Genomic DNA, 23,351 nt, shown 5'->3' with positions numbered 1-23,351 from the left:
CGTCCAGTTTTGGCCTAACGCTGTGTTTGGCAGCTCATTCAACTTAAATGCGACGGCGGCTACGCGCCCTTGAAATCGGCCGTTGAGACCATCTTTTCGCAAGGCTTAAAGCCTGTCATTGGTTTACGCGGCTACAACTGCCGCCCAAAGCGGGCATTGGCGTGGAAAGTGACGACGCATGGGTTCGATGAAGGACCTCCAGATCGAGATCATGGGGCTGACGCAGGATTGGCACGAGCTGATCAGGCGAATTCTGAGTCAAGATAAAGTCGGTGCGGCCTACGTCATGCGACCGGACGAGGCGCCCGACGATGAGGAAAGATGGAACGAGCTCCGGCTTGTACCAGACCTAGCCTTTACACCGGCGGGTGAGAGCGAGCCGCTCGCCGTCGAGTTCAAGATGTACCGCTGGCAGAGCGAATGGCAACGGCGGCTGCGGGAAGCCGTAGCCCACATGCAGGAGATACTGGCGCAAGGACGTTATCAGCGAGGGATAATCATCCTCTCGTTCGACGTCGATGACCAAACCCTTGCTGCGACGCGATCACGGGTAGCGGGAACCATCGACATCTGGACTCTGCAGCACCTTCGCGAGCTCGCCGGCGAGGATAAAACGCTTGCCGAGCAGCTCGACGAACTTGCCGGCGACACAGCAATGGACACGCGTTCGATTGCACCGCGGGCCGAAACTCAAGTTCTCGCGAAGGGTACGGCGATCGCCGGCATTTTGCGGGCGACGCTTGCTGGTACGCATGGGTGGCAGGCGTTCGAACGCACATGCGCAGATGCGGTAAAGTTCCTATTCGGTCGGGAATTGCATCGGTCCACGTCCCAGAAGCGCAGCGGAGAAGGCCTGCATCGTATGGATCTGATCTGCCGCATTAGGTCGGAGGGGAACTCTTTTTGGTCAATGATCGCTTCCGATTTTTCGACACGCTACGTCGTCTTCGACGCCAAGAACTATGAGGCACCGGTCGGTCAGAACGAGATCGAGCTGACAAAGAAATATCTCTTCAGGGGCGGGCTTCGAACGGTAGCGATCATCCTCGCCCGCGAAGGGGCCTCGGCTCAGGCGAGGATCGCCGCCGAGCAAGCATTGCGCGAAGATCAAAAGCTGATCCTTGTGATCAGCATGGCCGAACTTTGCGCCATGTTGGAAGGAGCTGATGCCGGAGATCCGCCTGAGAATGTAATGTTCGAGAAGGTTGACGACATGCTGATGGGAATGGGGCGCTGATCTGTTCAGCGGAGCAAATCGCCACGATCGCCTGCTGCGGGGTGCTGCCGACCGCGATCTCGTCCCTGTCCTGGGTCAGGTCGTCGAACACGCCGACAGGCGGATAACGGCTGGCAACAGGGCGCCGTCGACATAACAACGATCCTTGGAAAGTTTTAGCCGGCCCGTGCTGTGGTGGACGCCAGATTGCCAACGTATTGGTTCACGACGCGGAATAGCGCGCTGATGGCGGCCTGGTTGGTCGTGATCGAATAGAGATTGCACATCGATCAGGCTTCGGTTCGAGGATGGCGAGGCTGCCAGGTCAATTGTAACAGAGTCGCGGATGGACGCGGCAGCGTAGCCGGCTTGCGAGATCATGCACGAACGTGGTCGGCGGATGCTTCATCGCCGCGAGGTCGACGTCGCTCGGCGTCTTGCAGCGAGCGCACCTGATCTCCAGCCAGGGAAAGCCTCCGTTCACAGCCTGATCGATGGTGGGCGAGGGATCGATAGGTTCGCCGTCGCTCCACATCCGCTCGTTTCAGCTTTCGCAAAGCAGCCTGTCAGCTTGCTGGATCATGGCCTCGCCCTTGGCCCGCATCTCCGCCGATTGGGCAGCAAGCATGTTGGCCATCGCGCGTGCCTTGCCGAGCTCCTTTGCCAGAGCCTTGCGATCGCCGCCCGACAGGGGCGTGGGGTGATACTTCGGGGCCATCCGGATATCCAGGCGCCAAGAGATCGGATCGGCAATCCGGAGCTGTCAATCGGCGTTTGACTGGGACCCCCTATCGGCATCCAAAATGGACCCCTTTGATCGGCGTGCTCTGCTGGTAGCGCTCGGGTCGTCGGAGCTGGTCGGGGTTGCGGAGACGGCGCGAGCGCGGGTTGTTTGAACATCGTCGCGGCTTTTGAATCGCCAGCTGTCGTTGCCGGTCTCGACGATGTCGCAGTGATGGGTCAATCGGTCGAGTAGCGCGGCGGTCATTTTGGCATCGCCGAACACGCTCGGCCATTCGCCGAACGCAAGATTGGTGGTCACGATGACGGAGGCGCGCTCATAGAGCCGGCTGACGAGATGGAACAGAAGCTGGCCACCGGACTGGGCGAAGGGCAAATAGCCGAGTTCATCCAGCACGATGAAGTTCATCCGGGTCAGATGCTCGGCGAGCCGTCCTTGCCGTCCGTTGCGGGTCTCGGTCTCGAGGCGATTGACGAGGTCGACGACGTTGAAGAAGCGGCCGCGGGCACCGGATCGGATGCAGCTTCTTGCAATTGCAATGGCCAGGTGGGTTTTGCCGGTGCCAGTGCCGCCAACCAGCACGACGTTGCGTTGCTGGGCGATGAAGCCGCCGCCAGCGAGATCATTGACGAGAGTCTGATTGATCGGCGTGCCGTCGAACTGAAAGTCGGCGATGTCCTTGGCAAGCGGCAGCTTGGCAATGGTGAGCTGATATTTGATCGACCTGGCTTGCTTCTCGTTGATCTCGGCGTTGAGCAGATCGCCGACAATGCGCTGAGGTTCGTGCTGGCGCTTGACGGCAGTTGCCATGATCTCGTCGAAGGCAGCCTTCATGCCGTAGAGCTTGAGTTCGCCCATGAGGTCGAAGATTTGGGTTCGTTCCATCAGATGGTCCTCCGGAGGTTGTCGTAGCGGGCACAATCGGCGATCGGTGCATGACGGAGCGTCAGTGCGGCCGGTGTCATGATGTTGGCCGGTGGGGCGGGTTCACGTTGACGGGCCAGGATGTTGAGCACCACATCGGCGGAATGGACGCTGTGACTGAGCGCTTCGGCACAGGCCGCTTCCACCGCGGGCAGACCGTCAGTCAGCACCGCGTTGAGGATATCGACCATCTGCCGATTGCCATCGTCGGTGCTGGCAAGCTTGCGCCGGATCCGCTCGATCGCGGCCGGCAACACCCAGTCTTTGAAGGGAGCACCGTTGCGCAAGGCGCCGGGTTTGCGGGCGAGCACCGGCACATAATGCCAGGGGTCGTAAACGGTATCGCCGCGCCCAAAGGATCGCGGGTGCTCGGCAACGATGCGTCCATCCTGACGGATCACGATGCGATCGGCATAGGCTTGAACCTCGACCGGTCGTCCGACTGCGCTGGCTGCGACCGAGTATTTGTTGTTGTCGAAGCGCACCAGGCAGGTCTTCGAGACCGATGCCGTCACCGCATGGAAGCCGTCGAAGCGGCCGGCATAGGGAACGAGTTTGGGGCGTTCGGCTTCGAACACGTCCCAGATCGTCTGATCGACTAGCTCCGGATGGCGATGAGCCTTGGCGTAGGCGATGCATTTGTCGAGCAGCCAAGCGTTTAATTCCTCGAGGTTTTTGAACCGCAGCCGCGGCGTGAAGAAGCGTTCCCTGACCAGCCCGACCTGGTTCTCGACCTGCCCCTTCTCCCAGCCCGACGCTGGCGTGCAGGCGACCGGATCGACCAGATAGTGGCTGCACATCTGCAGGAAGCGACGATTGTAGAGACGCCCTTTGCCGACGAAGATCGTCTCTACGGCGGTCTTCATGTTGTCGTAGATGCCGCGGGTGCAGGTGCCTTTGAACAAGGCGAACGCCCGGTCGTGGGCGTCGAACACCATCTCCTGCGTCTCCCGCGGATAGGCCCGCACGAACAGCATGCGGCTGTGACAGAGCCGGACATGGGCGGCCTTCACCATTACCGTGGTGCCGCTCAACAGGACCACCTCGTGGCTCCAGTCGAACTGGTAGGCTTCGCCTGGGTCAAAGCTCAGCGGGACATAAGCGGCCGCGGTCGATTGCCCGCGTTCCTTGCTCCAGCGCCTGGCGTATCGACGAACCGCATCATAGCCGCCGGCATAACCCAGGCCGCGAAGCTCCTCGAATAGCCGGATCAGTGTCAGCCGTTCCCGCGCCGCCTTGCTCTCATTCCCTGCCAGCAACCGATCAAGCTCGGCACTCCAGGCACCCATCTTCGGGAGCGGCTGCGTCTCGCGCTCGTACCGGAACTCCGTCGCTTGAGAACGAATGACCTTGCGAACCACCTTCCGCGATACGCCAAGTTCTCGGCAGATCGCCTTGATCGGACGACCATCAACAAAGTAGGCGCGACGGATCTTACCAATCGTCTCCACCACCAGCATCCCAACCTCGGCTTCCATGACTCGATGGAAGCCACTGTGGACCCTTATCCCGGGGTCCCGATTGGATGCCGATCACCCCGAAAACGGGGTCCTTATTCCATGCCGAAACACAATAGGCAAAACACGATAGGTCCAAAGCGGTCGCTGTGTCCGCCATGGCTTTGGAGAAGTCTTGGAGATCTTCTGCGGTCGCTAGGAGATCAATGAAATTTTGAAAGATGCGGTGCATCGCTGCCAAGCAAGCCGTGCATGGTGCGAGAGCAGAGATCTCGCCCAATTCGTTGATTGTGCCCACAACAAGTGACCAAAGAGCCGCGCTTCGCGGCCGGTGAAGTCAAGGCAAAGCCCTCTTGTACCAAACACCACAACGTCGTGCCTCGTACAGTTTGTCTTTGCCTATTCTCATAACGCCCCCGGCATTTTGTGCCGAAATCGCAGCCGTCACCCCCAAAACGCCGAATGTGATGCGGCTATGCAACTGGCCAGGGGCCTGCATGTGCCGGGACAGTGCGTTGACCGGCCAGAAAGGCTAGTTTGCCGACCAAGCTGATCATCGACCAAGAGACTCACCGGATCATCGGCGGTGTGATCGGAGCCTGGTGATCGGGACCATTCAAGTTTCGCGCGCGCTTTTTGGTGCAGTCGAAATCGTACCTCGCATCAAGTGCCAAAATGGCACTGAGAGCTGCGGACTTCAGCTCAAAATGTGGTCTGATGTGCACGACAGTATTGCTGCTGGATGTCGTTCGTTAGATCTCCGCGATCGAATTCCGCATTCGGCGTTTGCGAAAGATATCCGACCTTTCGTTTCCTCCCTCTACTTGGCCCGGCGCGATCGGCGGGCCCTTTCTCAAGGTCTGGCTACATCCGGTGCCGCGGCGAAACGGCGCTATTTCGCGATTCTTGCTTGCGCTTACGGTAACAAACGCTAGTTGTTTCAATGCTCCGGACCAGACTACCAATCTGAGGGTCGGACGTTCGAATCCTTTCGGGGCGCGCAATTCGGCTTTGTTCGTTAGATTTTCTTGGCGCCGGCTGAGCGCGTTACCGAGCGTTACCGTAAAACGCCCATGGTGTTTGGCGGTGCGTTGCGGTTTCCAACATTGACTTGCACCGTCGCAGTCGTTCCGACGATCAGGCGATCGACATCTTTGCGCGGGATGCGGACCCGAACCGGAATGCGCTGGGCGAGCCTGACCCAGGAGAACGATGGATTGACGCTGGCGAGCAGGCTGGACCCCAAACTTCGATCGCGGTCCTCGATTCCGCCAGCGATACTCTCGACCCGACCGCTCAGCGTCGTTCCGCTCATCAGCTTCACGTCAACGGCGTCACCAAGGTGGATCCGCGGGATCTTGGTCTCCTCGAAATAGCCTTCGACACGCACGGTGTCGATGTCGATCAGCGCCATGATGCCGCGCCCCGCGGCGAGATAGGCGCCGGGCCTTAAATCGAAATTGGTCACGCGGCCATTCGCGGGTGCCCGGATTTCGGATCGATCGAGATCGAGCCGCGCGATTTGAAGGTCGGCCACGGCCTCACCATAAAGCGCCTTGGCTTGCAAATCCGTAGCGCGGATCGTCTCGCGCTGTTGCTGCGACACGACACCTTCGCTCAGCTTCTCATATCGTGCGCGGTCGCTCGCTGCCTTCTCCGCGGCGGCTTCGCGGTTGGCCAGAGACGCCTCTGCTTGTTGGACGGCGAGGCGGAAACGGTCGGGATTCAGCCGCAGCAAGATATCGCCCTTGCGGACGACCTGATTGTCCCGGACCAGCACCTCGTCGACCAGCCCGGAGACATCGGCGGCAACGGCGATGATGTCGGCGCGGACGCGGCCGTCCCGTGTCCATGGCGCCGCCTCATAATGCTCCCACATGCCGATGCCGACCGGTGCCGCGACGCTCACCATCAGGACAGTGAGCATCATGCGGGGAAACATCGAACTCATCGTTGTCATAGCGGCAGCTTTCCCAGAACAGCGTAGAAGATCTTGGTCAGAATGACGAAGACGGCGAAGTCGAACAGCGCGGGGTGCCACGCATACCTTCGAATATGGACGCCGATGAATTTGCGGTTGGCCGCGGAGGCGATAAAGCAGGCCGCGAGCGCACAAGCACAGGCCAGCGCAAACGTCGGAACGTAGACGCCGGCAATGGCGATTTCCTCGTTCATGGCATGGCCTTGCTGGACAAAGCATGAGCATCCGGAAACATCGTCCGACGGAGGCCGATCAGCGCGAGCGTTCGCTGCTGGCAGGCGGTCGTGTTTTTGCGCGTGTCGCACAGCGCGTTGTCGATCGCGGCCAGAAGGGCGCGCGCATCGTCAGGCTTCAGTTTCGCGTTGCCGCGGGCCAGCCAGCGGAATGCCTGCGACAGCATCGGCAGAAGCTGCTGGAGGCCAGGGTCGCTGCGCGCGTCCTCGTGCACTGCGGCTTGCCTGAGCGCGAGCAGATCGAGGCCGATTTGCAGCGCGGCCAAAGGACGGGCTTCCACCGCGATGTCCGTCGTCGCGCCAGCCAGCCGAGGGATCACCAGGCCGAATCGATCAAGCATGATGCTGGTCCATCTGGCGCGGCTCATCGGCCGCCGTGCAGCAGCCAGCCTCGCCAGATCGGACCAGCCGTGGCGCAGCAGACGCTGCGCCGCTCCCGATGCCGACAGTGAACGCAGCAATCGAATTGCGATGAACGCTGTGAGAAGTCCGATCATCGCAGCCGCATTGCTATTGATGAACAGAGCGAAGTCGGCGCTGAATTTGTTCTGGAGGTCGAGCGCGCTGATCAGTCCGAGACCGAGCGCCAGCGCCTTGATGAAATGCCGGGGATTGGCCTGCAGATAGCCGATCACCAGAAAGGTCGGCGCCAGCGAGAACACCAGCATCGGAAAGCCGGTGATGGCCGGGAAGATCACGAACAGGTAGATCGCGGCGACCGGCAGGCAGGCCAGCGTCCAGAGCGCGGAGCAAATCAGCGTTGGCGCGGGATCGTCGAGGCTGCTGTAGAGCGCCGCGGCGATGGCGGCGATTTGCGTGGCGCCGCCGCCTTCCGGCCAGGCCGTCGTGATCCAGACCGTGCAGCAGCCGAGCACGGCGACGCCAAGAGCCACGACCGACAGAACGGCAAGGCCGGGATCGCTGTGCAGGCGTCGCCTCGCGTGTCGATCCCGCAGGCCAGCTTGGCTCCAAATGGCAGGGTGAGCACCGCTGTGCAATGCGCGCGACAGGTTTCGCGCGGCAGCCAGCGCTTCGATCAGCGTGGCCAATCTGGCCGCGGTTCCGGCCTCGATCAGCCGATCCCATTCGCTGCGATCGTTGCAACAGGTCGCTTCGAACGATGTGCACTTTCTGATCAGTTCGTCGGAAGTGGCCGGTGATCGCTCCGGCGCACGTGTCCAGTCGGCGAGTTCAGACAGCAGGTGGTTCAACTCGGCCGAGCGCCGCTCTCCCAAGGCGGCGAGTCCGTCCTCCACCGACAGCAGCATCGGCAAGACCAATGCGAGCTGGTCCTGCACGGCACCGATGGCGCGCAGGTCCGGCTTGCTCGCGGCCGGTGCGTAGCGCAGGTGCGTCGACAGGATCTCGATTTGCGTGATGTCCGCAGCGAGCTTCCAGCGCCCCGTATTCGGTGCCTTGTCGACGCGCGCGCAGAGCACATCGGTGGTCCGGGCGAAGGCGTCCGACAATGCGGCGCAGAGGGATTTCAGCACAGGAGTAGTGACGTCGCGCGGGAACAGCAGGGTGTGCACCAGGGTCGCACAGCCGATGCCGAGCAGGATCTCCTCGACACGCGACAGCGCGGTCACAAATACCATCGCCGGAACGTGGACGCTCGAGAACGCGATTGTCGTCGCGGTGTAGCCTGCCAGCAGGAAAGCATAGCTGCGCGGCGTGCGGTCCTGCAAGGAGATATAGAGGCAGAGTCCGGCCCATGCGGTAACGGCAACCGACAATAACGCGGGTTGATCGACCAGGATCGGGACCAGCGCCAGCGCCGCGCAGGCGCCCAGCAATGTCCCGACAAAGCGGTAGACGGCGCGTGACCGAACCGCGCCGGCGAACGGCTGTGCGGTCAGATAGACCGTGAGCATCGCCCAATACGGCCGCTCCAATCCGAGCCGGAAGGCAAAATAGATCGCGAGCATTGCCGCGATGAAGGAGTTCGCCGAGAACAGCGCCCATTTCGGATCGAGCCGGCCGGGCGCTGCTGCTGCGAGAAGCCGAGACAGAAATGGTGAAGGCATGATGTGATCGTCCGTGAAGCACGGAGACCATAGGCGTTGCTGCGTCGGGAGAATTTCGTTATTCTGCCAATTAATTGCTAAAGGATGACAATGCGCGGCACGCTCTATCAGCACTATCGGCGGTTCGATCCTGACATTTTGGACCGTCCGATCGTGGCCGGCATGGTGGATACCCGGGAGCAGGAGGACGAACTGCCGGTTCATATCCATCGCAAGGGACAGCTCGTCCTCGCCCAGCGCGGCGGTGTGACGTGCGAAGTGCCGAGCGGCCTGTGGATGGTCCCGCCGCGCTGCGGCGTCTGGATTCCCGGCGGTATGCCCCACAGCAATCGCGTCAGCGGCAACGCCAGCCTGCTGTTTCTCTATGTGGACATGGATGCGGCGAGCGTGCCGCAGGAATGCTGCACGCTGTCGATCTCACCGCTGTTGCACGAGCTGATCCATCGGATGGCGACGCTGCCCCCGCTCTACGATCCCGACGGCCCGCCCGCGCAGATCGCCGCGGTGCTCCTCAACGAGTTGATCGCCATGCCGACCGAACGGCTGCATCTTCCGATCACGCGGAGTTCGAAACTGCGTATGATCGCCGATGCCTTGATGGACAATCCGGCCAACCGTAGGACCGTGGCGGAGTGGGCGCAAGCCATCGCGCTCGGCGAGCGGACGCTGATGCGCATTGTGCTCGCCGAGACCGGCATGACCTTCAGTCGCTGGCGTCAGCAGCTTCAGATCATCGTCGCCATCCAGAAATTGTCTGCTGGCAACACGGTTCAGTCCGTGTCCGAGGCGCTCGGCTACGAGTCGGTGAGTGCGTTCATCACCATGTTCAAGAAGGCGCTTGGCAAATCGCCGGCGCGCTACTTCTCCGAGCGCGAGGCCGGCCAGGCTGGCCCGGGGGAGACCTGCCGCGAGACGAACTGCAAGCTTCGCCGGATGCCTGAGGTGCGGGACGCGCTCAATGGACTTTCGCAACGCGGATGGCTGGAGTTAGAGCGCTTCGTTTCGGACGATCTCGATGCCGAAGCCTGAAAGTCCCTTGAAGTGATGCGTCGACGACGTGAGGTGACGGATGGAGCTGATCTTGAGATCCCGCAGGATCTGGGCGCCGACGCCGATCTCGCGCCATTGCCGATTACGGTCGTCTTCGCGCGAACTGATCGGGCCTAGCGGCGCAGGCGGAACGCCCGCCGCGCCGTCGCGCAGATAGACGAGCACGCCGCTGCCATTATCCTTGAAGCGTTGCAGAATGACGTTCATCTTGGCCTGTTCCTGACCCGAGAACAAATCGCGCAGGATGTTGGGTTTGTAGAAGCGCGTAAGGACGTTGGTGCCGTCGCCCAGTTCTCCGTAGATATAGGCGACGTGATGAATGGGGTCGAACGGCGAGCGATACGAATAGCCCTGGAGCGGGCCGATCGGGCTCTCCGCCGTGACGCTCGAGACGCGCTCGATCAGCGTCTCGCGGGCCTGCCGGAAGCTGATGAGGTCTGCGATGGTGACCTGTTTCAGCTTGTGCTTGTCGGCGAACGCCGCGACTTGCGGCCCCTTCATCACCGAGCCATCGTCGTTCATCAGTTCGCTGATGACGCCGACCGGCTCGAGACCTGCCAGTCTGCACAGGTCGACGGCGGCCTCGGTGTGACCCGAGCGCATGAGTACGCCCCCTTCTTTTGCGATCAGCGGGAAGACGTGTCCCGGCCGGCAAAAATCGCCGGCGCCAGCGTTGGGGTTGGCGAGTGCACGGCAGCACGAGGCCCGCTCTTCGGCCGAGATGCCCGTACCGTTATCCGGCCGGTAGTCCACTGACACGGTGAACGCCGTGGTGTGAGCCGAGTCGTTGTTGACAACCATCGGGTCAAGCCGCAGGCGTCTCGCGTCTTCGAGGGTAATCGGAGCGCAGACGATTCCCGATGTATGGCGAATGATGAAGGCCATCTTCTCAGCGGTACACCGCGAGGCGGCAACGATGAGGTCCCCTTCGCCCTCGCGATCGTCGTCGTCGGTGACCACGACGATTTCGCCGTCGGCGAGCGCCTGCAGGGCCGCTTCGATCACACCCGTCATCTCGGTCGCTCTGCTCGCTGGAACCGACGGGTGCTCGCGTTGGGTCTTGTGCGGATTGTCAGGCTCGCAGCGCCGCTCGAGCACTCTGCCGATCTTAACTTCACCATTATTGTCAACTGGCCGGAGCGCATGGCGGGGCGCCTCATAGTCTTTCCACGCTGTAGCTGGGACGATTGGTGTCCAGCCCGATCGGCGCATCGGACAGCAAAGGACCAGTTGGGTCGTATCGGGGTCTTGGTGAGCGCTCCAGAGGGCGCGAGGGGTTGGCGCAAGCCTTGACGGTGACCGGCCGATTGGTGTCGATCGGCAGTACGGTCTTGTACGAAATGCGCTTGAGGGCCAGATTTGATCGAATGCTGCTGACGCCGGGGATGCGGGATAGTTTGTTGACAATCAGGTCTTCGAGATCTTCGATGTCGGCCGCCATGACGCGGAGCATGTAGTCGCTCTCACCGGTCATGAGATAGCATTCCATTACCTGGGCCAGCCGGTCGATGGATCGTGTGAAATTCTCGAGGGACGTCTGGACCTGCTTTTCCAGCTTGATCTGGATGAAAGCCGTTACACCAATGCCGAGCACGGCGGGATCGAGAAGGGCGATCCGTCGATCGATCACACCGAGCTTTTCGAGTGTTCTGACGCGTGCCAGACACGGCGACGGCGAGAGATTCACGCGTGATGCGAGCTCGACATTGGTCAAGCTCGCATTCTGCTGGAGCTCGTTGAGGATCTTGATATCTATTCTGTCGAGAGAAGTCGTTGACATCGCGTATCTCCCAATTATGGCAGTCTTCTGCGGCGCGTATCACCGTCGTTTGCGGGGTGATGACAATCGCGTGGTAAAAGCTAACCGCAATTGCGCTTGTGGGATTTCGACAAATCATCGACTTATATTGAAAAACCGTCAACCTTCGCATTGTGCATTGCGATCAGGAGGTTAGTTGCCTACTTCTGATACATTTTTTGCCTATGCGATATGCAGGCCGACGTTGATCCGCGGATTCGGTCAAGATGTAATGCCCGCCGCTCCATCGATTGGCTCCCCATGTCACTTGACGGGATGTGCAGCAGAGCTCGATGTCGAGAGCTGCCCTGTTTCGTACAACCGCCTGTCGTCGCGTGTGGCCCTGGTCCCACTTCGCTGACCACGCCGCGGGCGTTGCGTGAGACAAAAGGTTCGGCAGCAACGACGCCCACCCTCGTCAACCAGAAAATGGCAAAGATCGGCCGGATGCAGAGTTGGATCTAGCGACTCGACAAGTTGTTACAGCATAAAATGCTGATGAAGCTTCTGTGACAGGCGTTGTTCAAGCAGTAATGCTGAGAGGCTCGGGCGACTATCCACCCACGATCGCACTTGGGTAGCGACGGTTTGGATGTCGAGCGTGAAACTGAAGCAAGTCTATTTGACAGCGAACGATCCTGGACGCCTGGCCGAGTTCTACGAAGGCCTGGGTCTGAAGGTGCGCTTCGCTGACCCCGGCAAGTGGATCCAGTTCGTGAGCGATGCAGCTGCGTTCTGCGTCGCCGGACCGACGGAGTCGGTCTCGGACCAGCTGCAAGATGCCGTTCTTGTCTTCGATGTCGATGACCTCGAGGCCGCTATGGAGCGTGCCGCAGCCATGGGGGCGCAAGTCGGCGCAGTTCGGGACATGGCCAGTCACGGCCGCGCGGTGAAGGTGCGGGATCCGGGCGGCAACGTCATCCAGTTCTATCAAGCAGCCGGATAGCTCAGAGTTCACCGGGGCAGCGCTGCATGCCCGGACTCACAACCAGACAAAAAGGGCGCATCCATCCCATGAATCCAAGGGTCGTAGCCATGCCGTCCGCAACACCGCCGCTGTCCGAAACGAGCCCACTCGATGCCGCAGCATTCCGCGCTGCAATGCGCAGCGTGCCGGGCACCGTGTCGATCGTCACGACAGGCCGGGCGCCGAACCGCCATGGTCTGACACTGACGGCGGGCTGCTCACTGTCGGCGGCTCCGCCCAGCGTGCTGGTTTGCGTCAATCGATCTGCCGGTGCGCACGACACCATTCTCAGCAGTCGGTCGTTCTGCTGGAATATTCTGGGGGTCGAGCATCGCGATCTGGCGCTCAAGTTTTCCGGGCAGGACGGCAGCAAGGGCGATATCCGCTTCGGCGACGGTTTGTGGTGCGATCTCAAAACCGGAGCACCGAGTCTGGTCGGCGCGGTCTGCAGCTTCGATTGCCGCGTGGTGAATGCTTACAGCGACAGTAGTCACACCATTTTCACCGGAGAGGTGGTGGCTCAGACCACGAGAGCCGGATGTGAGTCGCTCGTCTACATCGACGGATGTTTCGCCGCGCCAAAGGCGGTCTGAAACACAGACGACGTCAGGCGCCGCTACGTTTCCGCTACAGCCAAGATGGACCGATCAGCATGCAAGGAAGACGAAGACTTTCCATCGCGCATCCATCAGCGGTCGGTCGCTGATGCTGTCGCTCTGGCTCAATGTCATCGCCGGCGGGGTGCTCATCGGACTGGTTTACGGGCTCGTCGCGCTCGGTCTCACGATCATCTTCGGCGTCATGCGCGTGGTCAATTTCGCTCATGGCGAGATGGTCGTGTTCGGGATCTACATCGGATACTGGACCGTTCGAATTTGGGACGTCCCGATCTTTCTAGCCGCTGCGGTCGCCGCGGTCGTCATGTTCGTGTTCGGCTATCTGCTGGAGACGCTCGTCGTGAAGCGGTTCGTCAATCGGCCGCATCATTATCAGTTTATCGTCTTCATCGGCCTCTCACTGCTTTTCAGCGGCGTATTGCTGATGTCGTTCGGTCCGGATCCGCGGCCGACGGCGTCTCAGCTGTCCTTCCAGACCGTGAGCGTGGGACCGCTCACCTTGGATTGGGCCCGCATCCAGGCGGCCGCTACGGCCGGCCTGCTAATCGCCGCACTGGGAGCCTATCTGAAGTACTCCGCATTCGGCCGATCGCTGCGGGGCGCCGCCAATAATCGACTCGGCGGACTGGTGGTCGGGCTTAATATCCCTCGGGTCTATGCGGTGACCTTCGGCATCGGAGCCGCCTGCGCTGGCGTCGCCGGCGCATTGATCTCGCCGCTGTTCGATGCGCAACCCTATCTCGCCGTCGACTTCACGCTGCTGGCCTTCGTGACGGTGATCGTCGGCGGTCTCGGCAGCTTCGGCGGCGCTCTTCTGGGCGGCCTGACGATCGGAGTCGCCGAAGCGATCGCGGCCTTGATGTTCACGCCGTCGATGAAAACTGCACTCCCTTACGCGCTCCTGATAATCATCCTGATTTTACGTCCGAGGGGGTTTTTCGGTGCAAAGGACATCTGATCAAGCCAGCGACACCAAGCGTTGGGGCGCCGGCGCTCTGGTCTTCGCCGCCCTGGCCATGGTGGGTGGCATGTCCAACGCCTACGTCATCTCGCTTCTGACGATCGTCCTGTTGTTCACCTTCCTGGGACAATCGTGGAACCTGATGCTCGGGATCGGCGGGCAGCTATCCATCGGTCACGCGCTGTTCGTTGGAATCGGTGCGTATGCGGTGGCGATCCTGAACATCAAATACGGCGTCACCCCGTGGATCGGTCTGCTGCTGGGCGCGGTGATTGCGGGCTTCGTCGGCGCGGTGCTGGCGTGGCTGAGCTTCCGCTTCGAGGTCCGTGGCATCTATTTCGCGCTGCTCACGATCGCAGCCGCCGAATTCGCCCGGATCATGTTCGGCGGGTGGGACTATGTCGGCGGCATGCAGGGCCTGTTCTATCAGGCGCCGAGCGGCACGATGGACCTCGGGATGCTGCGCGGTGACGCGCGGTTTTACTACTTCGTCGCGCTCGCGCTTGCGGCCATCGGCGTCGCGGGAACGGAGCTGATCTCGCGGTCCTATTGGGGCTATGTCTGGCGGGCGATGCGGGACGACGACGAGGCCGCCCGCGCGCTGGGGGTGCGGACGTTTCGCCACAAGGTGCTGGTGGTCTCGATATCGGCCGCGACGGCCGCGATCGGCGGCGGCGTCCTGGGCCTGGTGCAGGGCGCGATCTTTCCGGATTCGATCATGGGCATGGCGATCTCGGTCGATGTCCTGATCGGCCCCGTGGTTGGCGGATTGGGCACTGCATTCGGCCCGCTGGTCGGCTCGATGGCCGCGATCCCGCTGCATCACGCCATGGGGGCGCTCGGCGACAGCCTGGGGCTCCCCGGACTGAACAGCGTCGCCTACGGGGCGGTGCTGATCCTGGTCGTGTGGTTTCTGCCCGACGGCATCTGGCCGGCGATCGTCCGGCTCTACGGGGCGATCCAGCTGCCGGCGCGCGGCCGGATCTCACAACTGCGGAAGGCCGAGGAATGACCGCGCTGCTCGAAGTGAAGAACTTGACCAAAGCGTTCGTTGGATTGGTCGCGGTCAATGACGTCAGCTTCTCACTGCAGGCAGGCCGCATCACCGCCCTGATCGGGCCGAACGGCGCCGGCAAGACCACCTGCTTCAATCTCGTCGCCGGGGCGCTGAGACCGACCGCCGGGCAGGTGTTGTTCGAGGGGTGTTCGCTCGAGCGCGAGCCGCCCGAAGCGGTGTGCCGCATGGGCATTGCGCGCACCTTCCAGATCGTCCGGCCGATGAAAGATATGTCGGTGCTCGAGAATGCCATGGTGGGCGCCTTCAGTTGGACGACGAACGTCAAGGAGGCGCGGGACAAGGCGTATGAGTCGCTCGAAAATGTCGGGCTCGCCGGCAAGGCGAATGCCCGGACGGATCAGTTGACGTTGCCCGATCGCAAGATGCTCGAGATGGCGAAGGCGCTCTCGACTCGCCCTAAGTTGCTGCTGCTCGACGAAGTGATGGCGGGGCTGCGTCCGACCGAAGCGGCCGGCGTCGTCGGCGTGCTGCACCGGCTCGCCGAGAGTGGACTGACGATCCTACTGGTCGAGCACGTGATGCGGATCGTGATGGAAGTGGCGTCGACCGTGGTGGTGCTTCACCACGGCGTCAAGATCGCCGAGGGCAAGCCGTCAGAGGTGGTAGCGGATCCTGCGGTGCTGGAAAGTTATCTGGGAGCCGGTTTCCATGCCTGACGACGCGCTTCTCGAAATCGACGACCTGTGCGTGGCCTATGACGGCTCCAATGCGCTGAACGGCGTGTCGCTCCGCATCGGCAAGGGTGAACTGATCTGCGTGGTCGGCGCCAACGGCGCCGGCAAGACCTCTCTGATCCGATCAATCGCGGGGATCGTGCCGTCGTCGCGCGGTTCCGTCAGGATCAACGGAGTCGAAATCTCGCGGCGACCGCCGTGGGACATCTGCGAAATGGGCATCGCTCAGGTCGCCGAGGGTCGCCAGATCTTCAGTGCGCTTTCCGTCGAGGACAATCTGCTGATCGGCGGCTCGCTGAAGCGGGCCAGGCACGACCTGGCAAATACGCTTGATTCCGTCTATCAGCTGTTCGGGCGACTTCGCGAGCGCCGCGACCAGCTCGCCGGCACGCTGTCCGGCGGCGAGCAACAGATGCTGGCGATCGGTCGGGCGATCATGTCGAAGCCAGAAATCGTGATGTTCGACGAGCCGTCGATCGGACTGTCGCCGGCGCTGACCGATGTGATGTTCGGCGTCGTCAAATCCCTTAACGAGCAGGGCATCACGGTCCTTCTCGTCGAGCAGAATGTCGCCAAGTCGCTCGCGATGAGCAGCCGCGGCTATGTGCTCGAGAACGGCTCCGTGGTGTTGCATGGATCTAGCCGCGATCTGCTCGAGAACCCCGATGTCCAGCGCGCCTATCTGGGATTGTGAGGCGCGCCGTCTCGGCGAGGCGTCGGGCGTTGCGGCTCTCGTCGCGCCGCCATTCGGTCCACCGCTCCCCGGCTGTTGCAGCCGCCTCTCGCTTGGGTCTCATTGATGAACACTGCCACTTCTCTCCTGATCGAGCGTGATCAAGACCTGGTCACGATCACGATGAACCGGCCGCCGGCCAATGCGCTGAATGCGCAACTCATCGTCGAGTTGCTGGAGGCGATCCGGCGCCTTGCCGACGACGAGAATCCGCCCGGCATCGTGCTCACCGGAAGCGGCGACCGCTTCTTCAGCGCAGGCGGCGACATCAAGGAAGTCGTCGGGATCGACGTCGCGAGGCCGCGCATCCGGTTCTTCCACGAACTCCTCGTGGCGATGGAGAACTATCCGGGCCCGATCGTCTGCGCCGTCCGCGGCTATGCGGTCGGAGGCGCCCTGGAGTTTCTGCTGCATGCGGACTATGTTGTGGCCGATGCGGCGTGCAAGATTGGATTTCCGGAAATCAACCATGGCCTGCTGCCGGTGACCAAAGGCATGCGCCGGGCCGTCGAGAAGCTCGGCGTGCGGGCGGCGCAAGAGCTGCTCTACTGGGGCGAGCTCGTCGGCGCGGAGCGCGCCGTGGCGATCGGCGCCGTGAATGAGATCGTCCCGACCGAGGAGGTCGCGTCCCGTGCGCGAGACGTGTGCGGCGTGTTGCGGCAGAAAGACCGCAAGCTGTTCCATGCCATCAAGCGATCGCTCAACCTCACCGCGCAAATGAGCGATCAGGCGCTCGAAAAAATGAGCGTGGCCGACCTCGATGCCTATGTCACAGCCGAGAGCTCAACCAACGCGCGTGCGAGATTTTTGTCGAAGAACAGTAAGGGCTGAGCCGATGACGCGCGGATATCCCGATCAGATCTATCTGGAGCAGATGAGCCACGAGGAAGTCGCCGCGGCGCTGGCCGATGGGTGCACGACGGTAGTGATCCCGCTGGGGGCCGTCGAGCAGCATGGGCCGCATTTGTCTTTGGGCATGGATGCGGATCATGCCGATGCTCTGGCCGAGCGGATCGCGCGCAGCCGCGGCAACACGCTGGTGGCGCCGACCATCACGGTCGGCTGCTCGTCTCACCATCTGCCATTCGCGGGTACGATCTCGCTACGGCCGGAGACGCTGGAAGCGATTTGTGTCGATTATTGCACAAGCCTGGCGCGGCACGGCTTCAAGCGTATCCTGATTCACTCGGGTCACATCGGCAATTTTCCGGTCCTGAAGGACATGCTCGGTCGCTTGCGCGAGGCCGTCCCCTCGGATGTCGAGATCCTGGCGTTCTTCGACTCGACGAAATGGATCGACACGTGGCGCGATGCGGTGCGCGAAGCCGGAGGAGACGTGTCGGCCGTCGGCGGGCACGCCGACATCGCCGAGACGTCGCTGATGATGGTCATTAGGCCCGACAGCGTCAGACCGGACCGCTTCGAGGTGGGCCATCTTGGCGGCTTGTCGGAGGCTGATCTCGAGCTGATGTGGAAGAACGGCATCCGATCGGTTTCACAGAACGGCGTGATCGGAAGTCCGATCGGCTCGAGCTACGCCATCGGCGAAGCGTGCCTCGCGGCGGTCGCCGAGTTGCTGATCAAGACCTTCGATAGCGAGGCCGGAGCCGCTAGCGCCCGCCGTTGACGGTCAGCCCGTCCGCTGCGTGGCGAAGCTTCCCGGGGCGTCTGTCATGTTGCGAATGCCGACAGCATAAAATTCGGAAAGCGTTACTACGCAACGCGGCTTTCGGGCGAAAATATCGCCACGCCTATGAAACCCTGTGCCATCTCGCAAGCTAAAAGGATTGAGACATGGCACTTACGTTTGGGTTCTGGTCTGAACAGGAAACCCAGGTCGGCCACAGTTACTCGCGCAGGCTTCACGAACTGATCGACGAAGTCCGTCTGGCCGAGAAGGTCGGCTTCGATTGCGTCGCGCTCTCCGAGCAGCACGTGGCACTGGGCGGGATCTCGAGCTCGGCGCCCGAAGTGGTGTTCGGCTATCTGGCCGCGGTGACGTCGCGCGTAAAGCTGCGCGCGGCGGTGACGCTGATGCCGCAGCGCATCAATCACGCCTTGCGTTCGGCCGAGCGGCTTGCCGTGACCGACATCCTGTCCAACGGCCGCATGGAATTCTACGGCGGCCGCGCCAACACCACCATCGCGATGCGGGCGTTCAACGTCGATCCGAACGAAACGCTGGCGCAGATGGAAGAAGGACTGGCGCTGCTGAAAACGGCGATGCGCCAGGACATTTTTACGTTTGACGGCAAGTACTACCAGATCCCTCCGCGCCAGCTGGTTCCGAAGCCGCTGCAGAAGCCGCATCCGGTGATCGGGATCGCGGCGACCAGCGAGCGCAGTCATCTCTGGGCGGCCTCGCAGGGCTTCGCCGTGATGAGCAGCAACATCTATCAGGGCTGGGAAGCTCAGCAGAAGCTGATCGACGCCTATCAAAAGAACTGGAAGTGCGACGCGGAGGGACCGCTGCAGCGTCCGCGTATCGGCGTTCCGCTGTTCATCGGCATCGGGAAAACGGACGAGCAGGCCAAGGCAGATTATGCCGGCCCGCTAATGCACTATGCCAAGATCTCGACCGATGCCTATCCGCGTCTCGCGGCGATTGCCGACGACTACAAATACATGGGGGAGAGCGTGCCGTCGATGGAGCGCGCCGCCAACGACTGGGACTATCTGGTCAACGAGTCGGCCACGACGGTGTGCGGCAGCCCCGATACGGTCATTCGTCAGATCGAGAAGTTCGAGGCCATGGGTATCGACGAGGTGCTGCTGCACATGGACTCCGTCCCGCACGAAAAGATCATGGAGGCGATCGACATGGTCGGTCGCTACGTCATCCCGCATTTCAACGACGGGAACAATGTCGTGCGGCCGACCGAGGAGATCCTCGGGCAAATCCGGCTGATGCGGACCCAGAAGCAGTAATCGAACGGTGAAATCAATGTCGCAATACGGCTACAAGTACCTAATCGTCGAGCAGCGCGCCACTGGCGTCGCGATCGTCACGATGAACCGCCCGGAGATCCTCAACGCGATCAACTGGGAGATGCACGAGGAGCTAGAAGACGTCTTCGTCAAGCTGGATCACGACAGTTCTGTCAACGCGATCGTTCTCACCGGTGCGGGCCGCGGATTTTGCTCTGGTGGCGATCAGAAGTCGCTGGATAAGGGAACGCTGCCGTCCCCGACGCGCAGCGGTCGCCACCTCATCCGCAACATGCTGGAAGTCGAAGTGCCGATCGTCGCGGCCGTCAACGGTGTCGCGGTCGGCCTGGGTGCCACGCTCGCGCTGTTCTGCGACGTGATCTATGCGAGCTCGACAGCCCGTTTCGCCGACACGCACGTCAATGCCGGCGTCGTCGCGGGCGATGGCGGCGCGGTGATCTGGCCGCTGCTGATGGGGCCGGTACGCGCGAAGCACTATCTGATGACCGGCGAATTCATCTCCGCCGAGAAAGCGGCTGCTATCGGCATGATCAACGAGGTGGTCGCAGACGGCAACGTTCTCGATGCCGCGATCGAATACGCCGAACTGCTGGCAAGCGGGCCGAAGGAATCGATCGTGTGGACCAAGTACAGCGTCAACAAGATCATCAAGCAGTACGCCCACCTGCTGCTCGACACCTCTGCGGCGCTGGAGATGTTGACGTTCAAGTCGCCCGAGCGGGCCGAGGCGGTTGCCGCATTCGCAGCCAAGCGCAAGCGTTTCGCGGAGCGCTGAGATGAACGTCGCTGAGATGACATCCGGCGCCCAGTTGGCGGATACGACCGTCGTGCAGCTTTTGGCCGCGCGACTCGCGGAGCGGCCCGACAAGATCGCCTTGCAACAAAAGCGTCACGGCGCCTGGACCGCCATGACGTGGGGCGCCTATGCGCAGCGTGTCGTGAACCTGGCCAGCGCGCTGCGGCGTGCTGGTCTCGAGCGCGGCGATCGGGTCGCGATCATGGGCGATTCGTCCGAGGAATGGCTGATCGCGGACATGGCCACGATGTGCGCCGGCGGCGTCATGGTGGGCGTGTACTTCACCTCGTCACCCGAAGAAGTGGCTTACTGCTTCACGGATTCAGGCGCGAAGTTCGCGTTCGTCGGCGGGGAGCCGCAGCTTCGCATCGTGCTCGCCTCCGGTCGGGCCGAGCAGCTCCGCGGCATCATCGTGTTCGACTTGGATTGGACCGGCGAGGCCTCGGCGTCGATCAAGTCGCTGGCCGACTTTGTTGGAGCACTCGATGTCGATGCGCATGACTATCTGCAGAAGGAGAGCGCGACAGCAAAGGCGTCCGATGTCGTCAGCATCGGCTATACGTCCGGGACGACCGGAAACCCCAAAGGCGCCCTGCTGACGCACCTTTCCATTCTCGCCGGCGTTCATTGCATCACCCTGTTCGGCCCCAGCATGCGCGAAGAGGAGCACCGGGTGGTCGTGCATTTGCCGATGTCGCACACCGTGGCGCGCGGGCAGGCGACCACGTTGCCGCTGATCGCCGACGCAGTTCCATATTTCGGCGAGACGACCGCGGATTTCGCCCAGACGATCAAAGAGGTGAAGCCGACCTACTATATGGCGCCGCCGCGGTTCTACCAGCGCTTTGCGACACAGATCCTCAGCAAGGTGCATCCCGCCGGGGAAGCGGGAGATCAGAACTACACGCTCGCCATGACGATCGCGCGCAGGGCGCTCGAAGACCGTCAGCGCGGCCACGAGGATGCCTTCGTCTCGAAACTGTTCGCGGCCTGCCGCGAGCAAGTGTTCCTGCCGCTGCTCGCGGAGGTCGGTTTCGACGAGCTGAAGGTCGCGTTCACCTCGTCGGCGGCGATGCCGTCCGAGCTGATGTCGCTGTGGCAGTTGTGGGGCTTGCAGCTCAAGGAGTGCTACGGCCAGACCGAACTGGTCGGTGCCAATCTGGTGCAGATGGCGGAGTGGCCGAAGGCCGGCAACGTCGGGGTCCCTCTGCCGGATCCGGCCTGGGAAACCGCCGTGCTCCAGGACGGCGAGATGATCGTCCGTGGACCGGGATTGTTCGCGGGCTATTGGAACAAGCCGGACGAGACGAAAGCGGCGCTTCGCGACGGCTGGCTCTACACCGGCGACATCGTCGAAGTGTCGCCGGAGGGAACCTTCAAGCTTGTCGACCGGAAGAAGGAGATCATCAACACGTCGAACGGCAAATCGATCAGCCCGACTCAGATCGAAAACGAGCTGAGGCACAGCCCGTTCATCTCCGAGGCGGCTGTGATCGGCGAGGGGCGAAATTATCTCACCGCCCTGATCGAAGTGGATGCCACCGCCACAATGGACTGGGCGAAGTCGCGCGACGACAAGATCGCGAGTTACGCGGACCTGGCAGGCTCCGAGATCGTCAACCGGCTGATCGAGGCGGAGATCGGCAAGGCCAACGGAAGGCTGGCGCGAGCCGAGCAGATCAAGGCGTTCCGCATTCTGCCGGAGGAGCTGTCGCTCGAGAACGGCGTGATGACGCCGACGCGGAAGAAGCGTCGCAAGCAGATCAACGAGCGCTATCAGTCGCTGATCGCGTCGCTCTACGACGAATCCGAGGACAAATTGATCAAGGCCGAGATGGGCCTTTGACGTCGGCGGTCGCTCCTCAAACGTACGAAACCACTAGTCGAGAAAGATTTCACCCCTTAGCAACAGGACATTGAGATGACCAAGCGAAGCGGAATCACGCGGCGGACGATTGTAGGAAGCGGATTGGGAATTGCAGCAGGCCTGGTATCTAAGCCATCGTTTGCGGCGAACACGAAGGTGAAGGTGGGAGCGATCATGCCCAGCAGCGGCGTGCTGGCGTTTCCCGGTCAAGCCTGCGTGCGCGGCATCGATCTCGGCGTCAAATTCGCGCGTGAGAAGTTCGGCCTCGACATCGAGATCGTTCACGCCGATACGCAAAGCCGTCCGGAGAACGGTCGGATTGCCGCCGAGAGCCTGATCCGGCAGGGCTGCACCGTGCTGATCGGCGCGTGGGATTCCGGCGCCACCATTTCGGCGTTGCAGGCCTGCGAGGCCGCCAAGGTGCCCATGGTGGTCCACATCGCGAGCGCTACCCAGGTGACTTCGCAGGGCTTCACCCAGGTGTTCCGCTATTATCCCACGTCGCTGACCATCGTGCGGCAATCGCTGACCGAGCTGAAGTCCGTGCTCGGCACGCTGAAGGATCCGCCGAGCAGCGCGGTCGTTCTCCATCTCAACAACACGATGGGGCAGTCGACGGCGGCCAGCATCGATCAGGCGTGGAAGGAAGTGGATGTTCCGCTCAAGATCGCGCAGTACATTGCCTATGACGAGAAAGCGAAAGATCTGTCGGTAGAGGTCGCCAAGGCGAAAGCGTCGGGTGCCGATGCTTTGATCTCGGTCACGCGCGTCAACGACGCGATCATGATCGCGCGCGAATGCATCAAGCAGGGCTGGGACCCAAAGATGGTGTTTTCGCCCAACTCCAACGGCGTGTCGGACAAGGCGTATCACGACGCGCTCGGAAAGTATGGTGACGGTCCGATTCTGTCGGCGTTGTGGCTCAATCCCAAGGGCGCCGAGACCGACAAGATCGTGAAGATGTTCGCGGCCGACTACCCGAATGACTGGTTCGATGCCAATGCGGGCTGCGCGTTCGAGGCGGTGCAGATCGTCGCAGACGCCGTGACGCGGGCGGCGTCGCCGGAGTCGGCGGCGATTCACGGCGCGCTCAAGAAGACCGACATGAAGCCGATCCTGATGTACGGCGACAACACCAAGTTCGACGAGACCGGCCAGAACATCCACTGTTCGATGGTGATGCTGCAGGGTTTGAAAAGCAGGCCGCGGGTGGTGGCTCCAAAGGCCATTGCGGAAGCGTCGCTCGAGTATCCGCTTGCGCCTTACAGCAAACGCTGACGT

20 protein-coding genes and 3 pseudogenes are annotated in these 23,351 nt (G+C 61.9%); 14 read left to right on the top strand and 9 right to left on the bottom strand.

Going from position 1 to position 23,351, the window contains the following annotated elements:
* Positions 1-178: 178 nt before the first annotated feature.
* On the top strand, positions 179-1,237 hold the full coding sequence (locus tag IVB24_RS31585) for a hypothetical protein (RefSeq protein ID WP_247770345.1): 1,059 nt from the start codon (positions 179-181) through the stop codon (positions 1,235-1,237).
* A 179-nt stretch (positions 1,238-1,416) separates the two neighbouring features.
* Here the strand turns inward: IVB24_RS31585 and IVB24_RS31580 are convergent.
* The 7 genes and pseudogenes from IVB24_RS31580 to IVB24_RS31550 form a co-directional block, all read right to left on the bottom strand.
* Positions 1,417-1,503 (bottom strand): annotated as a pseudogene (locus IVB24_RS31580) (SOS response-associated peptidase); the annotation flags it as partial.
* Between the two features lie 3 nt (positions 1,504-1,506).
* Positions 1,507-1,934 (bottom strand): annotated as a pseudogene (locus IVB24_RS31575) (hypothetical protein).
* Between the two features lie 45 nt (positions 1,935-1,979).
* Positions 1,980-2,843, bottom strand: coding sequence for an IS21-like element helper ATPase IstB (istB, locus tag IVB24_RS31570; RefSeq protein ID WP_346771335.1), 864 nt, complete (start codon positions 2,841-2,843; stop codon positions 1,980-1,982).
* 8 nt (positions 2,844-2,851) lie between these two features.
* Positions 2,852-4,342, bottom strand: a pseudogene (istA, locus tag IVB24_RS31565) (IS21 family transposase); the annotation flags it as partial.
* 1,054 nt (positions 4,343-5,396) lie between these two features.
* Positions 5,397-6,269: an HlyD family secretion protein gene (locus tag IVB24_RS31560; protein WP_247770344.1), complete on the bottom strand. Its 873-nt coding sequence runs from the start codon at positions 6,267-6,269 to the stop codon at positions 5,397-5,399.
* A 26-nt stretch (positions 6,270-6,295) separates the two neighbouring features.
* The gene (locus tag IVB24_RS31555; protein WP_247770343.1) at positions 6,296-6,514 is read right to left on the bottom strand and encodes a DUF1656 domain-containing protein; all 219 of its coding nucleotides are present in this window, start codon (positions 6,512-6,514) and stop codon (positions 6,296-6,298) included.
* A complete protein-coding gene (locus IVB24_RS31550) occupies positions 6,511-8,580 on the bottom strand; it encodes an FUSC family protein (protein WP_247770342.1) in 2,070 nt (689 codons plus the stop codon). Before IVB24_RS31550 ends, IVB24_RS31555 begins: the two co-directional genes overlap by 4 nt.
* 90 nt (positions 8,581-8,670) lie before the next feature.
* On the opposite strand from IVB24_RS31550, the gene IVB24_RS31545 reads away from it, so the two are divergent.
* Complete coding sequence (locus IVB24_RS31545; protein WP_247770341.1) at positions 8,671-9,609, top strand: helix-turn-helix transcriptional regulator; 939 nt, start codon at positions 8,671-8,673, stop codon at positions 9,607-9,609.
* Here the strand turns inward: IVB24_RS31545 and ribB are convergent.
* Together ribB and IVB24_RS31535 are read right to left on the bottom strand one after the other, a co-directional pair.
* Positions 9,568-10,644, bottom strand: coding sequence for a 3,4-dihydroxy-2-butanone-4-phosphate synthase (gene ribB / locus IVB24_RS31540; RefSeq protein ID WP_007594472.1), 1,077 nt, complete (start codon positions 10,642-10,644; stop codon positions 9,568-9,570). The genes IVB24_RS31545 and ribB overlap by 42 nt on opposite strands.
* Positions 10,645-10,786: 142 nt before the next feature.
* Positions 10,787-11,344 (bottom strand): Lrp/AsnC family transcriptional regulator, encoded by a 558-nt coding sequence (locus IVB24_RS31535; protein ID WP_245285907.1) that lies wholly within the window; start codon positions 11,342-11,344, stop codon positions 10,787-10,789.
* Positions 11,345-12,020: 676 nt separating this feature from the next.
* On the opposite strand from IVB24_RS31535, the gene IVB24_RS31530 reads away from it, so the two are divergent.
* The 12 genes from IVB24_RS31530 (at position 12,021) to IVB24_RS31475 (ending at position 23,348) form a co-directional block, all read left to right on the top strand.
* On the top strand, positions 12,021-12,374 hold the full coding sequence (locus IVB24_RS31530) for a VOC family protein (protein ID WP_007594462.1): 354 nt from the start codon (positions 12,021-12,023) through the stop codon (positions 12,372-12,374).
* 89 nt (positions 12,375-12,463) lie between these two features.
* Positions 12,464-12,988, top strand: coding sequence for a flavin reductase family protein (locus IVB24_RS31525; RefSeq protein WP_247770340.1), 525 nt, complete (start codon positions 12,464-12,466; stop codon positions 12,986-12,988).
* A gap of 112 nt (positions 12,989-13,100) precedes the next feature.
* A complete protein-coding gene (locus IVB24_RS31520) occupies positions 13,101-13,970 on the top strand; it encodes a branched-chain amino acid ABC transporter permease (protein WP_148754989.1) in 870 nt (289 codons plus the stop codon).
* Positions 13,954-14,985 carry a branched-chain amino acid ABC transporter permease gene (locus IVB24_RS31515; protein ID WP_007594458.1) on the top strand — a complete coding sequence of 344 codons (1,032 nt, stop codon included), beginning with the start codon at positions 13,954-13,956 and terminating at the stop codon, positions 14,983-14,985. The genes IVB24_RS31520 and IVB24_RS31515 overlap by 17 nt, the downstream gene beginning before the upstream one ends.
* Positions 14,982-15,707, top strand: a complete 726-nt coding sequence (locus tag IVB24_RS31510) for an ABC transporter ATP-binding protein (RefSeq protein WP_007594457.1) — start codon at positions 14,982-14,984, stop codon at positions 15,705-15,707. The genes IVB24_RS31515 and IVB24_RS31510 overlap by 4 nt, the downstream gene beginning before the upstream one ends.
* The gene (locus IVB24_RS31505; RefSeq protein ID WP_007594456.1) at positions 15,700-16,419 is read left to right on the top strand and encodes an ATP-binding cassette domain-containing protein; all 720 of its coding nucleotides are present in this window, start codon (positions 15,700-15,702) and stop codon (positions 16,417-16,419) included. Before IVB24_RS31510 ends, IVB24_RS31505 begins: the two co-directional genes overlap by 8 nt.
* A 105-nt stretch (positions 16,420-16,524) precedes the next feature.
* Positions 16,525-17,289: an enoyl-CoA hydratase/isomerase family protein gene (locus IVB24_RS31500; protein WP_247770339.1), complete on the top strand. Its 765-nt coding sequence runs from the start codon at positions 16,525-16,527 to the stop codon at positions 17,287-17,289.
* A gap of 4 nt (positions 17,290-17,293) precedes the next feature.
* On the top strand, positions 17,294-18,085 hold the full coding sequence (locus IVB24_RS31495; protein WP_007594454.1) for a creatininase family protein: 792 nt from the start codon (positions 17,294-17,296) through the stop codon (positions 18,083-18,085).
* A 167-nt stretch (positions 18,086-18,252) separates the two neighbouring features.
* Complete coding sequence (locus IVB24_RS31490) at positions 18,253-19,386, top strand: LLM class flavin-dependent oxidoreductase (protein ID WP_247770338.1); 1,134 nt, start codon at positions 18,253-18,255, stop codon at positions 19,384-19,386.
* A 16-nt stretch (positions 19,387-19,402) separates the two neighbouring features.
* Positions 19,403-20,182, top strand: coding sequence for an enoyl-CoA hydratase-related protein (locus IVB24_RS31485; protein WP_007594449.1), 780 nt, complete (start codon positions 19,403-19,405; stop codon positions 20,180-20,182).
* Between the two features lies 1 nt (position 20,183).
* The gene (locus tag IVB24_RS31480) at positions 20,184-22,049 is read left to right on the top strand and encodes an AMP-binding protein (protein WP_247770337.1); all 1,866 of its coding nucleotides are present in this window, start codon (positions 20,184-20,186) and stop codon (positions 22,047-22,049) included.
* Between the two features lie 195 nt (positions 22,050-22,244).
* The gene (locus IVB24_RS31475) at positions 22,245-23,348 is read left to right on the top strand and encodes an ABC transporter substrate-binding protein (RefSeq protein WP_247770336.1); all 1,104 of its coding nucleotides are present in this window, start codon (positions 22,245-22,247) and stop codon (positions 23,346-23,348) included.
* Positions 23,349-23,351 lie beyond the last annotated feature (3 nt).

This window comes from Bradyrhizobium sp. 192 (assembly GCF_023100965.1).
GTDB classification, from domain to species: Bacteria; Pseudomonadota; Alphaproteobacteria; order Rhizobiales; family Xanthobacteraceae; genus Bradyrhizobium; species Bradyrhizobium symbiodeficiens.
This window is presented reverse-complemented; position numbering and strand designations above follow the sequence as displayed.

Excerpts from the sequence above, each read along its gene's own strand:
- IVB24_RS31585 (WP_247770345.1), top strand. The coding sequence starts at position 179 with ATGGGTTCGATGAAGGACCTCCAGATCGAGATCATGGGGCTGACGCAG.
- istB (WP_346771335.1), bottom strand. The coding sequence starts at position 2,843 with ATGGAACGAACCCAAATCTTCGACCTCATGGGCGAACTCAAGCTCTAC.
- IVB24_RS31560 (WP_247770344.1), bottom strand. The coding sequence starts at position 6,269 with ATGATGCTCACTGTCCTGATGGTGAGCGTCGCGGCACCGGTCGGCATC.
- IVB24_RS31555 (WP_247770343.1), bottom strand. The coding sequence starts at position 6,514 with ATGAACGAGGAAATCGCCATTGCCGGCGTCTACGTTCCGACGTTTGCG.
- IVB24_RS31550 (WP_247770342.1), bottom strand. The coding sequence starts at position 8,580 with ATGCCTTCACCATTTCTGTCTCGGCTTCTCGCAGCAGCAGCGCCCGGC.
- IVB24_RS31545 (WP_247770341.1), top strand. The coding sequence starts at position 8,671 with ATGCGCGGCACGCTCTATCAGCACTATCGGCGGTTCGATCCTGACATT.
- ribB (WP_007594472.1), bottom strand. The coding sequence starts at position 10,644 with ATGACGGGTGTGATCGAAGCGGCCCTGCAGGCGCTCGCCGACGGCGAA.
- IVB24_RS31530 (WP_007594462.1), top strand. The coding sequence starts at position 12,021 with ATGTCGAGCGTGAAACTGAAGCAAGTCTATTTGACAGCGAACGATCCT.
- IVB24_RS31525 (WP_247770340.1), top strand. The coding sequence starts at position 12,464 with ATGCCGTCCGCAACACCGCCGCTGTCCGAAACGAGCCCACTCGATGCC.
- IVB24_RS31520 (WP_148754989.1), top strand. The coding sequence starts at position 13,101 with ATGCTGTCGCTCTGGCTCAATGTCATCGCCGGCGGGGTGCTCATCGGA.
- IVB24_RS31510 (WP_007594457.1), top strand. The coding sequence starts at position 14,982 with ATGACCGCGCTGCTCGAAGTGAAGAACTTGACCAAAGCGTTCGTTGGA.
- IVB24_RS31505 (WP_007594456.1), top strand. The coding sequence starts at position 15,700 with ATGCCTGACGACGCGCTTCTCGAAATCGACGACCTGTGCGTGGCCTAT.
- IVB24_RS31500 (WP_247770339.1), top strand. The coding sequence starts at position 16,525 with ATGAACACTGCCACTTCTCTCCTGATCGAGCGTGATCAAGACCTGGTC.
- IVB24_RS31495 (WP_007594454.1), top strand. The coding sequence starts at position 17,294 with ATGACGCGCGGATATCCCGATCAGATCTATCTGGAGCAGATGAGCCAC.
- IVB24_RS31490 (WP_247770338.1), top strand. The coding sequence starts at position 18,253 with ATGGCACTTACGTTTGGGTTCTGGTCTGAACAGGAAACCCAGGTCGGC.
- IVB24_RS31485 (WP_007594449.1), top strand. The coding sequence starts at position 19,403 with ATGTCGCAATACGGCTACAAGTACCTAATCGTCGAGCAGCGCGCCACT.
- IVB24_RS31480 (WP_247770337.1), top strand. The coding sequence starts at position 20,184 with ATGAACGTCGCTGAGATGACATCCGGCGCCCAGTTGGCGGATACGACC.
- IVB24_RS31475 (WP_247770336.1), top strand. The coding sequence starts at position 22,245 with ATGCCCAGCAGCGGCGTGCTGGCGTTTCCCGGTCAAGCCTGCGTGCGC.